This window comes from Colwellia sp. TT2012 (genome assembly GCF_001440345.1).
Lineage (GTDB): Bacteria > Pseudomonadota > Gammaproteobacteria > Enterobacterales > Alteromonadaceae > Colwellia.
On the sequence record NZ_LJYX01000006.1, the window covers coordinates 584,077 to 597,842 of the forward strand.

Here is a 13,766-nt window from a genome sequence, read left to right on the forward strand (position 1 = left end):
TGTTTAGCTTTGCAGGGTTTTAACTTTTTATATGCTAATAAATGCTATTGTGCGGTATAGCCGCCATCAATCACTTGTAAACTGCCGGTGATAAATTTGGCCTTATCTGACGCCAAAAATAGTACCAATTCAGCAACTTCTTCTGGCTGCCCTAAGCGCTGTAGTGGTTGTAACTGTTCTTCTGCTCTATGCACAGCAGCTTTATCGGCACCTGATTTTTGACAATAGTTATCAATTGCTTGGTGATAAAGTGGTGTTTCAATAGTGCCAGGGCAAACGGCATTAGCACGAATGTTGAAGGCCGCATAATCAAGGGCAGTGGTTTTAGCGATAGAGGCTAGGGCACTTTTAGTTAAGTTGTAAGCAAACGAGTTATGCTTGGCAATTAGCGCCTGATCTGAAGCCATCAAGATGATGGCGCCATTTTTATTGGCTTTCATACTCGGTAAAACGGCTTTTATTGCCGCATAGGCACCCTTGACATTAATGCTAAAGACTTTATCTAAATCAGCTTCACTGGTGTTTTCTATATTGGCAGAAAAATGAATGCCCGCGTTAGATATCAAAACATTTATCGTGTTTTGCTCGGCAATATCATTAATTATTGCGGTTACTTGGGCTAAGTTGCTGACATCACATTGACGAAAATCACCATGGGCAGAAGGGGATAAGTCTAAATTAAAAACTCGATAATCATTATCGACAAAGAGTTTTACCATACTTAAGCCAATACCAGAGCTGCCACCGGTGATCACACACACTTTTTTCATTAAATTTACTCAATTAATTCAATTATGATAAATGATACCTGTAAGCTTAGTTAACTTCCATTAAGTTCAGTGTCATTATGTTCAGTTCCATTTACTTTGCGTGTATAATATTGGCAATTCGTTTAATGAGGTTTTTCCATGAGAGCTTGTGGTGTAGAAATTAAAAGTAATGATGCAATTATTTGTATCATGTCAAAAGAAAATAACTTGTATGATATTCCTCATACGCGGGTACAAAAAATTAGCCTTGATAACGCGGGTGATGCCGAGCAAGTGAAAAAATTTCAATTTGCTTTCGCCAAGTTGATGGAAGATTACCAAGTTACTCATGTACAAATTAAAGGTCGCGCTTTAAAAGGTAAATTTTCTGGCGGGCCTATTGGCTTTAAGATTGAAGCGGCTATTCAATTAATTAGTGAATTAAACGTGGAAATTTTAGCGGGTAGCTTCATTAAAAAAGAATTGTCGAAAAGCCAAGTGAATATCGATTTTCGTGATACTGGCTTAAAGCAATATCAAGAACAAGCCTTTACCACTGTTTTTGCTTATTTTGAAGCTCAAAATAATGCCTATAACGTACAACCTGAAAATAATAACCAAGCAGATTAAAGTTTTCTAATACGGATGATTAAGTACGTATTTATAAATTTTTGTTGAGATGAAAGTTTGACATAAAAAAGCTTAGTGATAATAAATCACTAAGCTTTTTTTATTTTTCAGCTATGAAACAATCATAAATTATATGAGGTAGGCATTGTTGCATTCTAATATTAAGCTAAATAGCTGTGCAACTTACCGATTTTGTAGTTATATTTATTTCTTTAAAAGGACTTTTACTTCATATAGGATATCTATAGTTAATAGGGAATCTTGTTTTGTTTAAGGATAGTTAGTGTGATTTTTAGAAGTTGTCTTACTACGTTTTTAGTTGTTTTTATTACCTCTTGCTCTAGCTATTCAAAAAGTCCTGCTCCTACACAAGCGTTTGAACAAATAGTGCTTAACTATGCTTTATTCGGCGCTAAAGCCGAGCAAGCAAAGATTACAGATGATATCTTTTATTTGACAAAAGAGCAGAAAGACAAAATTTTGACTCAAGTCAATAAAAGGATTGCGTTAGGGAAACCTAGGCATACTGCGTTGTCTGAAGTATTGCAGTCACGCTTAAGTGATTTTACTTATTATGGTAAGACATATAACGCAGAGGAAGGGGCGAGGTTAAACAAAGGCAATTGCATGAGCCTAGCAGTTATCACGGGAGCTTTTGCTGAGGTGATAGGCCTTGAATATAGCTTTAGAGAAATCACTACACTGCCTATCTTTGATAAACAGAATAACTTGATTTTGTCATCATCTCATGTACAAACTATTATATATGACGATAGATTTTTACCGGAAGATGGTTTTTTCTATATATCTAAGCCAAGTATTGTCATCGACTATTTTCCTAGTAGTGGCAACAGAGTTGGGCGTAAAGTCTCTAAATCCGCCTTCATTTCTCTGTATTATAAGAATCTTGCTGCAGATGCTCTTATTAATAATCAGCTTTCTGAAGCGTTCAACTTGGCTGAAAAATCATACCAATATGATAGCTCAAATATTGCTGTAATTAATTTACTGGGCGTTATTCATCGTCGGGCAGGGGATAATATATCGGCTGAAAATATCTATAAGACAGGAATGAAAGTAGATTCATCACATTTAGCATTATTAAGTAATTATATGGTGTTATTAAAAAGTGAGCAGCGTTTTGTTGAGGCTAATCGAATAGAACAAAAACTTGATTTACTTGATGATCCCAATCCATATCAGTGGTTAGAGCAAGCTTATGCTGCTAAAAACAACCGGAAAGCGGCTTTGTATTTTAAAAAAGCATTAAAAAAAGCGCCTTACTTACATCAAGCATATATGGGACTTTATCAAATTCATTTAGCTGAAGGTCAAAAGCTGCAGGCAAAACTAATGTTAAGCAAAGCACTCGAGTGGACTTATGAAGCCGAAGAAAGGAAGTTGTATAAATATAAATTATATAGCTTGAGATAGTACTGAAGGCCTATGGCTCTCAATCCTAGGCATTTTTATTTATACAAAAGTAACGAAATATGTTCCTTTTTTTATCTAGACTATTTAAAAAGTGTTAATAACATGATTTAATCAAACGCATGTTTGAAACTGTAAGTTCAGAGTGGTTTGTTTTTATCAAACCCAAAAGTAGCCATTGGAGAAAGTCATGCCAGAGTATAAAGCACCGATCAGAGACATTAAATTTGTTATGCAAGAGTTGCTTAATTGCGATAATCATTATCAAAAATTAGGTTATGAAGATGCTAGTTTAGATATGGTTGATGCCATTATTAGCGAAGCAGCAAAATTTGCTGAGCAAGTCGTCGCGCCTATAAATCAAATAGGTGATGAACAAGGCTGTACTTGGAAAGATGGTGAAGTGACAACTCCTGATGGCTTTAAAGACGCTTATCAACAATATGTTGCCGGCGGTTGGCCAACATTAGCACAAAGTGTTGAATTTGGTGGACAAGGTTTACCCCATTCATTAAACACCGCCATCACTGAGATTTTCTCTAGCGCGAATCATAGTTTTGCCATGTACCCAGGTTTAAGTCATGGCGCATTAGCGACCATTGAAGCCCATGGTAGTGAACAGCTAAAAAATAAATTCATCCCTAAATTAGTTGCAGGGTCTTGGACTGGGACAATGTGCTTAACTGAATCACATTGTGGTACCGATTTGGGCATGTTACGCACCAAAGCCGAGTTAAATGACGATGGTAGTTACAGCTTAACCGGTTCGAAAATATTTATTTCTGCCGGTGAACACGACCTATCCGACAATATTGTTCATATTGTTATTGCCAGGATCCCTGGCTCGCCAGCAGGTAGTAAAGGTATTTCGTTATTTATTGTGCCGAAGTTTAATGTTACCGATGATGGTGACATTAGCGAGCGTAATGCCGTTTCTTGTGGCTCTATTGAACACAAGATGGGTATTAACGCTAATGCAACTTGTGTGATTAACTTTGATGGCGCTAAAGGCTATTTAATTGGCGAAATCAATCGTGGCTTAAATTGCATGTTTACCTTTATGAATGTTGCCCGTTTAGGTGTGGCTACTGAAGGTGTTGCTGCTGCAGAGGCATCATTTCAAGGCGCATTAGCTTATGCCAAAGATCGATTGCAGATGCGCTCTTTATCAGGCGTGAAGAATCCTAATGGTCCAGCAGATGCCATCATAGTTCATCCCGATGTTCGTCGTATGTTATTAACACAGAAGTCTATTGCAGAAGGTGGTCGAGCACTGATTGCCTATTTAGCGCAATTAGTAGATATCGGCCATGTAAGTACATGTGAAGAGGAAAAAGCAGCAGCAGAAACTAAACTCGCTTTATTAACACCGATTGCTAAAGCTTTCCTTACGGAACTAGGTTTAGAGTGTACCGGTCATGGAGTACAGGTTTTTGGCGGCCACGGCTTTATTAAAGAGTGGGGCATGGAGCAACTAATGCGTGATACTAAAATTAGTTGTTTATATGAAGGCACGACTGGTATTCAAGCATTAGATTTATTGGCTAGAAAAATATTAGGCTCTAAGGGAAAAATTCTCAAAGCTTTTGCCAGTGAAGTAACCACATTCTGTTTAGATAATGCTGATGATGATGCCATGCAAGAGTTTATTCAACCCATTAGGAGCTTTGGTGGCGATTGGCAGAAAATGACCGAGAAAGTCGGTGCAAGAGCCATGAAAAACCCAGACGAGATCGGCGCTGCTTCTGTTGATTACTTGATGTATTCAGGCTATTTAACCCTGGCTTATTTTTGGGCGAAAATGGCAAAAGTGGCGCAAGATAAACTCGAAGAGGGTAGTGATGATGAGGCATTTTATCAAGCAAAAATTAAAACTGCCCGTTTTTACTTTCAACGTATATTACCACGCGCTAAAGGTCATGCCGCTTGTGTTGAAAATGGTGGTCAATCGATGATGGCACTAGATGCAGATGATTTTTCTTTTTAAATTTTTTTAAGGGAAATGTTTTTATAACCGTTAAAATCTTGTATTAAAACTAATAAAAAAGCGCCTATCGATTAAACTCGACAAGCGCTTTTTTGTAGCTTGTTATTTGTTATATTTATAGTACTAAAGTCCTAATACTTGTTTGCCTTGCTTGAAGAAAATATCTACCGGAATGTTCGCCGCTTCTAAACGGGCTAAATCTGCGGCCAGGGTTTCACCAATAACACCACTCTCTTTCAGTAATTTATCAACACCTTGATAATCGCCATTACCTTGCAGCGTTAATATCAGTTCAGACAACGAGTCAATTGCTGCGGTCATCTTTTCAATATTAATGCTATATAAACCCTGCTCATTACGGCTGAAGGCACCATGTTCTTGGAAATAATTAAAACGTACCATGTTGGCCTTCCCGTGAGCTGAACTTGCGCCAAAGCGAATTGAACGGAAAATTCCGGCCATAAAGGTAGTGTAATAATCTTCTAAGGTGCCGTCTGTGATTGCGCCTTTAATAAGTAACTGACGAATCATGTATAAACCAAGAATATCGGCTTTACCTTCCTCTAGTGCAGAAGCATGTTCTTTTAATGCTTGGCGAACTGGTCCTTGACCGTTAAGGGTATTTTTAATGCCTAAACCATGAGCAACTTCATGAAACATGGTATTAGCAAAGAAACCGGTAAAGGTAACGTTCTTACGCTGCTCAGGCACGATAAGGGTGTCAGCTATTGGTAACATGATGGCATCAAACTTTGCTCGCATGGCATTTTTTAATTGTAAACGTCTGGTGCCTTTTTTCAGTTGCACTTCTTCGTCATTAGGTAAGTTGATAGCGATGGTTTTACTACCCGAATTAGCATGTCCGGCATAATAAATAACATCATAAGCATTTAAGTCGGCATCAGAGCCTGGTACTTCAGCTTTATACTTCTTTGGTACAGGTAAACCCTTTTGCAGCTCAGGCAAAAATTGAGCATATTTAGCCAGTTTCTTACTCCAAGCTAAATCTTTAATTAATACGTATGATTCAAAAGCGGCGCGATAACCATAAAGTTGATCTTCATAGTTTTCAATGGGACCAATCACCACATCAATAGGGTTATTTTTCATATCCATCCAGGCGTAATCTGAGGCTTGATAGTCATCGGTACGTAATGCTTGCGCACGCATGGTGAGATAATTAGCAAACTCTTTATCATCGGCAAATTTTGAAGCTTCATCCAGTATTGCCGCAGCACGGTTCATTTTGTCATGATAAATCTCAGAATAAGCAACACTCATTAATTTACCGTTTTCATCACGTCTTACAACAGAATAAAGGCCCTTCTTATCGCTAAAGTCACTTTGTTCAAATTCGACTTTTGTCATGTCACTAGGATAAAATTCAGCACCGTGCGCTTTTGTAACCGCTTGGCTTAAAAATACCTTATCACCATCAAGACGATCCCAAGGGCCGTAGTTTTGCTCAGCAAAGCGCCTTACTTTTTCATCACTAATGCTAGCTAAAAAACTTTGTTTGTCTTGAGAATATGCTTGCTGCCAAAACAAGTCATCCATTATTTTAGAGGCATCAATAAGTAAAGCTAACATTTGCTTCTGGTTGGTCGATAAATGGCTTAAATCAGCCGTAAGGGTGACTTCTTTGTATATGTTTAAACGGCTCTCAAAGCCAGCAAGCAGTTCTGGTTGGTTTTCCGCCTTTAGCTGTACTTTTTTATGGCTTGGCGTTTTTTGTTCAATGGCACTCTTGTTAGCGCTAGTCGATTCATCGGTATTGTTGCATGCGGTTAACGTGGTGCTAGCAAGTAATACTACAGCGGCAATTTTTGTTAGTTTTAGTGCTTTCATAGCAGGTCTCTATAAATAAGTTGCCTAGAGACTAAAAAAAAATGAAGCTGAGTGCAATAGAAAGGAGGAATTTAATTGCTTAACGCTAACGGCCTTTTGTAAACGTAAGCTCAAGAGAGCAAAAAGGAAATGTTAAAAAGGGTAAGGCAATTTTAGGCATAAAAAAACCGACCTAGGTCGGTTTTTTAATCATTCATCAAGATTAACTAGATGAAGATAATTCATAAAATAATACAGTTTAAGCAATAATTAAAGTGCTTTGATCTTTGCATTTAAACGGCTCTTACTACGAGCTGCTTTATTTTTATGAATAAGACCTTTACTTGCGTAACGATCTAAAATCGGTGTAACAGCAGCAAATTCTTTTGTTGCTACATCTTTGTCACCAGCTGCAATTGCTGCTAATACTTTTTTAACTAAAGTACGCATCATTGAGCGACGACTTGCATTATGTTGACGGCGCTTTTCAGATTGTACTGCGCGCTTCTTAGCTTGCTTTGAGTTAGCCAAGGTGATCTCCTAAAAGATTGATTATAAGCTTAAATTTAAGGCGACGAAATATGCCTTTTTTTTAGCTGCTTGTCAAATGATTTAATTGTTTAATATGTATTTCAACGATAAAAAAGCAATTAAAAAGAATATGGTTGATGTTTACGACAAAAATCTTCGCCGATAGAACAAATCATGTTGTGAACAGCGGTAAGTATACATTGTTTAAATGGCTAAAATCATCACATAATACACATTATTTATTTTTGCTTTATTTTTGCTTTATTTTTACGTTATTTTCGCTTAAGTGTTGCGCTATTAAACAACCAAAAATGACCTTGGTTGGGGGATGTTTTTTTGAGTAAAAAGTTAATTAAATCAGGGCTGATTGTTAGTGTTATGACCTTGATTTCTCGGGTGTTAGGTTTAATACGCGATGTAGTGATTGCCAATGTGATGGGAACAGGTGTGATGGCAGATGTATTTATATTTGCGAATAAAATCCCTAACTTTTTCCGACGACTCTTTGCTGAAGGGGCCTTTGCCCAAGCATTTGTGCCGGTATTAAGTGAATATCGAGTTAAAGATGAACAGCAGGCTGAGCAGCATGGAGGGAAAAATAGCCATGAACAAACGCGTTTATTAATAGCGCAGGTCTCCGGTACCTTAGGTGTCATTATCACTGGGGTAACCTTGTTTGGTATGTTAGCGTCCCCCTTGTTTGTTATGCTGTTTGGCTTTGGTTGGTTTGTCGATTGGTTTAATGATGCACCCGGTGGCGAGCGGTATACTCTGGCAAGTAATCTACTGAGTATTACTTTTCCTTACTTATGGTTTATTAGTTTTACCGCGCTTTCAGGTGCTGTGCTAAATACTATGGGCCGCTTTGCGGTTGCCGCTTTTACGCCTGTGTTGCTTAATGTTGCCATCATCAGCATGGCTATTTACGGTGCACCCTATACCGAGACGCCTGCCCACGCATTAGCTTGGGGGGTGTTTTTAGGTGGTTTAATACAATTTCTTTTTCAAATTCCTTTTTTATACAAAGCGGGCATGTTAGTAAAACCGAAGTGGGCTTGGCATAGTGAAGGTGTTAGAAAAATAAGAAAATTGATTATACCGGCATTATTTGGTGTTTCAGTGACACAAATCAACTTATTACTTGATACCTTAATTGCTAGCTTTTTAATCTCAGGTTCAATTAGTTGGCTTTATTACGCCGATAGATTACTTGAATTTCCACTTGGCTTATTTGGCATCGGCATTGCCACTGTGGTATTGCCTAGCTTGGCAAAGCTGCATAGTAAAAATAACCCCGCGGAGTTTAGCGCGACTCTTGATTGGGGTATACGTGTTATTAGTCTTTTTGGTTGGCCAGCATTGGCGGGTTTAATGGTGTTAGCACAACCCATTATTATGGTGCTATTTATGCGCGGCGAGTTTAGCCAAGATGATGTTATGCAAGTATCTATGGCCTTATTTGCTTATTTGTCTGGTTTGCTAAGTTTTATGTTTATCAAAATACTCGCCCCAGGGTATTACGCACGCCAAGATACTAAAACACCGGTAAAAATTGGTATTAAAGCCATGGTTGCTAATATGATTTTTAACTTAATGTTGGCACCTTTTCTAGGGTATGTTGGCCTGGCGTTAGCCACGTCACTTTCAGCAACACTGAATGCTTGGCTGTTATATCGCGGTCTAAAAGCAGCGGGTGTCTATGAGTTATCAGCTAAAACTATGTTGTTTATTGGTAAATTAGTGCTGAGTGCCGGTGTTATGGCCTTGGTTGTTTATCAGTTATCCAGTGACTTTGATGTTTGGTTGTTGATGAGTTTCCTAGATAAGGTTGAACAGCTAAGTCTTTGTATTATATCAGGTGTTGCTAGTTATCTGCTGATGATTGTCTTATTAGGTATACGTTTAAGCGACTTTAAGGTTATGAAAGGCGAAAAATAAGCTAAATAAAGTGTTTGAGCTACTGATTATTAGCGCTCTCTGGTATATAATTTTCCGATTTATTTTATGCGAATGTCACAATAGAGATTCGTCGACGGCTTATCTGAGTCATTTAGCGTCATAGTAACAGGCAGAATAATAGCTAATGCAGTTAGTTCGCGGTATACATAATATTCGATTACAAGATCATGGTTGTGTATTAACTATTGGTAACTTCGATGGTGTGCATTTAGGTCATCAACAAGTGATTAAAGCCTTGGTAAGTAAAGCCCAAGCCTTAAATTGTGTGGCAGCGGTATTGGTTTTTGAACCACAACCGCAGGAGCTTTTCTCGCCTGAAACTGCTCCTGCTCGATTATGTCGTTTACGTGATAAATATAACTTGTTAGCGAAACTTGGTGTACAGCGGCTTATTTGTGTAAATTTTAATACTAAGTTTGCCAATCAAAGTGCCCAGCACTTTATCGAACACTTATTAGTTAAAAAGTTAGGTATAAAACATCTTATTGTCGGTGATGATTTTCATTTTGGTAAAAATCGTACCGGTAACTTTGCCATGTTATGTCAAGCGGGAAAAGAGTACGGTTTTAATGTGTCTGATACGACCAGCTATAAAATGGCAGATTGCCGCATAAGTTCAACGGCTATTCGCCAAGCCTTGGAGCAAGATGACCTAGTGTCGGTGAAGCAGATGCTAGGTAGAGAGTATTCAATCATAGGTCGGGTTTTTCATGGTGATAAACGAGGTCGTCAGTTAGGTTTTCCAACCGCTAATGTCTTGCTTAAAAGGCGAGTTTCACCGCTCAGTGGTGTATTTGCCGTGCTGGTAAATACCAATAGCGGACAATTTAAAGGTGTTGCAAATATTGGTGCTCGGCCAACCATTAATGGCGTAAGGCAACAACTGGAAGTGCATATTTTTGACTTTGATGAAAATTTGTACGGACAATGCATTGAAGTGATAGTAAAGAAAAAACTGCGCCCAGTAATAAAATTCGACAGTCTTGGCGCGCTAACTGCGCAAATTCATCAAGATTGTGAACAAGCAAAACAAGTATTAGCCTAGCTCTTGAACTAGGATAATTAAAAACAACATATTCAATAAACAGTTATAAATTTGGTTGATATTTATAGTGTTTCGTTAAATTTATCAGCCAACATAAACGGATAATGATTTAAATGAGTGATTACAAACAGACCCTGAATTTGCCAGCCACATCCTTCGCTATGAAAGGTAATATGGCTAACCGTGAACCTAATATGCTCAAAGAGTGGGCAGCTAAAGATCTTTATGGCAAGATCCGTTCAGCCAAAAAGGGTAAAAAATCGTTTATTTTGCATGATGGCCCCCCTTATGCCAATGGGAGCATTCATTTAGGCCATGCGGTTAATAAAATATTAAAAGATATTATTATTAAATCAAAAACCTTATCCGATTTTAACGCTCCGTTTGTACCTGGCTGGGATTGCCATGGTTTACCGATTGAATTAATGGTTGAGAAAAAAATAGGCAAACCAGGTCATAAAGTTTCTGCGAGTGTTTTTCGTGAAAAATGTCGTGAATACGCCGCTAAACAAGTCAATGGTCAACGAGAAGATTTCAAACGTTTAGGTATTTTTGCGGATTGGGATAACCCTTACCTAACCATGGATTTTGCTACTGAGGCGAATATTATCCGCTCGTTGGGTAAAATTGCTGCAAATGGTCACTTGCATCAAGGTTTTAAACCTGTGCATTGGTGTACCGATTGTGGTTCGTCTTTAGCTGAAGCTGAAGTGGAATATAAAGATAAAAAATCCCCCGCTATTGATGTGAAGTTTATCATTGCGGATGAAGCTGTAGCCGATAAGTTCTCTCATCCTGAAGGTCATAAAGGCGAAGGTGAAATTGGTATTGTTATCTGGACTACTACGCCGTGGACACTGCCCGCTAACCGCGCGATATCTGTTAACCCTGAGGTCGAATACACCTTAGTGCAATGTGATGTTGAAGGTCAGCAGCAACGATTAATTATCGCTTCAGACCTAGTAACCACATGTATGGACCGTTTTGGTCTAGCTAAATATCATGCTTTAGGTTTTTGTAAAGGTCAGGATTTAGAATTAGTACAATGTCAGCATCCATTTTATGACTTTACTGTGCCGGTTGTTTTAGGTGACCATGTTACTACTGATTCAGGTACCGGTTGTGTACATACAGCCCCTGGACATGGTGTCGACGATTTTGTCGTTGGCAAAAAATATGACTTAGAAATTGCTAACCCAGTGGGCGCTAACGGTGTATACCTTGAAGATACGCCATTACTTGCCGGTCAACATGTCTTTAAAGCCAACGCTAGTGTGATTGAAATATTAAAAGAAAATGGTGCTTTAGTGCATCATCACGCGATAGAACATTCTTATCCACATTGCTGGCGCCATAAAACGCCATTAATCTTCCGTGCTACGCCGCAGTGGTTTATCAGCATGGACAAAAAAGGTTTACGTCAAGATTCATTAAAGCAAATCGAAAAAACACAGTGGATCCCTGATTGGGGTCAACGTCGTATTGAGTCAATGGTTGAAGGTCGTCCAGATTGGTGTATTTCGCGTCAACGTACGTGGGGCGTTCCTATGGCCTTATTTATTCATCAAGATACCGGTGCTTTGCACCCACGTAGTATAGAGCTTATCGAAGAAGTTGCTCTTCGCGTTGAGAAATCAGGTATTCAAGCATGGTTCGATCTAGAGGCGAGCGAGTTGATTGGTGATGACGCTAAAGAATACATTAAAGTGCCTGATACTTTGGATGTTTGGTTTGATTCAGGTACTACGCATGAATCTGTTATCAAGGCGCGTGAAGAATTTGACGGCATTGCTGATTTATATCTTGAAGGCTCTGATCAACATCGTGGTTGGTTTATGTCATCGATGATTTCATCAGTAGCGATGAATGGTAAAGCGCCATATAAGCAAGTGCTTACTCACGGTTTTGTGGTTGACGCTAAAGGCCACAAAATGTCTAAGTCGTTAGGTAATGTTATTACGCCCTCAAGTATTACTAATAACTTAGGTGCTGATATTTTACGCTTATGGACAGCATCAGTTAACTACACCCAAGAAATAACTGCGGGTGATGAAATATTTAAACGTCAAGCCGATGCTTATCGCCGTATACGTAATACCTCACGTTTCTTATTGTCTAACTTAAATGGTTTCGAGCCGGCACAGCACAGTGTAGCCTTTGACGATATGGTGGCGCTTGATCGCTGGGTAGTTGATAAAGCAGCACGCTTACAAGAAGAAATTATTACCGCTTATGATGAATATGAATTCAGTGTGGTAGTACACAAACTAATGAATTTCTGTACTAACGAACTGGGTGGTTTCTACCTTGATATCATCAAAGACAGACAATATACCGCTAAAAGTGATGGTAAAGCACGTCGCTCTTGTCAAACGGCAATGTACTTAATTGCTGAAGCAATGACCGCATGGATGGCACCTATATTATCATTTACCGCACAAGAAATTTGGCAAGCGTTACCGTTACCAGCAAGCGGTGAGCGTGATGAGTTTGTCTTTACGGGTGTTTGGTTCGATGGCTTAACTAAGCAAGCTAAAGGTATTGAGTTAGTCGATGGGCTAGGCAATGAATATTGGACAGAGTTACTTAGTGTACGTACAGAAGTAAACCGTGCCTTAGAGCAAGCAAGAAAAGAAAAATCAGTAGGTAAAACATTAGAAGCCCAGGTTACTTTGTTCGCGACTGCCGATTTAGCTGCTAAATTAGCTAAATTGGGTGATGAGCTTCGTTTTGTTTTAATTACTTCAAAAGCAACTATTGAAACAGTAACACAAGCACCTGAAAATGCGCTAGAAACTGAAATGGAAGGTTTGTGGTTATCAGTAGCTCCAGCAGATGGGACTAAATGTGAGCGTTGTTGGCATGTCACTACCGATATTGGCGAAAGTGAAACACACCCGACAATATGCGGCCGTTGTATCACTAATATTGATGGTGCTGGTGAAACCAGACAGTTTGCTTAATTGGCTCAACCGATTGAATTAAACTTAACTTACTAAAATTAACGGGCTATTACCTCATCCTATTATTAGGAAAGGGAATAGCCTATTTTATTAGGCTATTACATTGTGCTATATGAGATTAACTCAATTGAAAAAACTATTTAATGACACCGGATTACGTTGGTTATGGCTAACCTTACTCTGTTTAATCATGGATCAAGTCAGCAAGTATTGGGTTGCCAGTACGTTTGACTATCGTGAAACCTTGTCGGTGTTACCCTTTTTTAACCTTACTTATGTCCATAATACCGGGGCGGCCTTTAGCTTTTTAGCAGATCAAGGTGGTTGGCAGCGTTGGTTTTTTACCGCTATTGCGGCTATTGCCAGTCTTGTCTTTCTCGTATGGATGGCAAAAACACCAAAAAAACAACGTTTATTAAGTATTTCTTTTGCTTTGATTTTAAGTGGCGCAGTCGGTAATTTAATCGATAGAGTTTTATTTGGCTATGTCATCGACTTTCTCGACTTCCATTGGGCGGGTTATCACTTTGCCGCTTTTAATGTTGCCGACTCGGTTATTTTTATTGGTGCCGCATTAATGATTTTTGAGTCATTTACTAATAAAGAAGAGCAAAAGAATAAAACAACTAAGATAGAGAGCTAAA

General features: G+C 38.7%; 10 protein-coding genes. 7 read left to right on the plus strand and 3 right to left on the minus strand.

Features of this window, described 5'->3' with window-relative positions:
- Window positions 1-44: 44 nt before the first annotated feature.
- Window positions 45-770, minus strand: coding sequence for an SDR family NAD(P)-dependent oxidoreductase (locus ASU03_RS04315; protein WP_057830630.1), 726 nt, complete (start codon window positions 768-770; stop codon window positions 45-47).
- Between the two features lie 138 nt (window positions 771-908).
- Here ASU03_RS04315 and ASU03_RS04320 point away from each other — a divergent pair, with 138 nt between their 5' ends.
- From ASU03_RS04320 to ASU03_RS04330, 3 genes are all read left to right on the plus strand, one after another.
- Window positions 909-1,379 (plus strand): DUF3010 family protein, encoded by a 471-nt coding sequence (locus ASU03_RS04320; protein WP_057830631.1) that lies wholly within the window; start codon window positions 909-911, stop codon window positions 1,377-1,379.
- Window positions 1,380-1,664: 285 nt separating this feature from the next.
- Complete coding sequence (locus ASU03_RS04325) at window positions 1,665-2,813, plus strand: tetratricopeptide repeat protein (protein WP_057830632.1); 1,149 nt, start codon at window positions 1,665-1,667, stop codon at window positions 2,811-2,813.
- Between the two features lie 187 nt (window positions 2,814-3,000).
- A complete protein-coding gene (locus ASU03_RS04330) occupies window positions 3,001-4,797 on the plus strand; it encodes an acyl-CoA dehydrogenase C-terminal domain-containing protein (protein WP_057830633.1) in 1,797 nt (598 codons plus the stop codon).
- 123 nt (window positions 4,798-4,920) lie between these two features.
- On the opposite strand, the gene ASU03_RS04335 is transcribed toward ASU03_RS04330, so the two are convergent.
- A complete protein-coding gene (locus tag ASU03_RS04335; RefSeq protein WP_057830634.1) occupies window positions 4,921-6,645 on the minus strand; it encodes a dipeptidyl-peptidase 3 family protein in 1,725 nt (574 codons plus the stop codon).
- Window positions 6,646-6,894: 249 nt separating this feature from the next.
- Window positions 6,895-7,155: a 30S ribosomal protein S20 gene (gene rpsT, locus ASU03_RS04340; RefSeq protein ID WP_057830635.1), complete on the minus strand. Its 261-nt coding sequence runs from the start codon at window positions 7,153-7,155 to the stop codon at window positions 6,895-6,897.
- Between the two features lie 336 nt (window positions 7,156-7,491).
- On the opposite strand from rpsT, the gene murJ reads away from it, so the two are divergent.
- The 4 genes from murJ (at window position 7,492) to lspA (ending at window position 13,765) form a co-directional block, all read left to right on the plus strand.
- A complete protein-coding gene (gene murJ, locus ASU03_RS04345) occupies window positions 7,492-9,093 on the plus strand; it encodes a murein biosynthesis integral membrane protein MurJ (RefSeq protein ID WP_057830636.1) in 1,602 nt (533 codons plus the stop codon).
- A gap of 145 nt (window positions 9,094-9,238) precedes the next feature.
- Window positions 9,239-10,159, plus strand: coding sequence for a bifunctional riboflavin kinase/FAD synthetase (ribF, locus tag ASU03_RS04350; protein ID WP_057830637.1), 921 nt, complete (start codon window positions 9,239-9,241; stop codon window positions 10,157-10,159).
- 113 nt (window positions 10,160-10,272) lie between these two features.
- Window positions 10,273-13,122 carry an isoleucine--tRNA ligase gene (gene ileS, locus ASU03_RS04355; RefSeq protein ID WP_057830638.1) on the plus strand — a complete coding sequence of 950 codons (2,850 nt, stop codon included), beginning with the start codon at window positions 10,273-10,275 and terminating at the stop codon, window positions 13,120-13,122.
- Between the two features lie 112 nt (window positions 13,123-13,234).
- Complete coding sequence (lspA, locus tag ASU03_RS04360; protein WP_082627136.1) at window positions 13,235-13,765, plus strand: signal peptidase II; 531 nt, start codon at window positions 13,235-13,237, stop codon at window positions 13,763-13,765.
- The last annotated feature ends 1 nt before the right edge of the window (window position 13,766 follow it).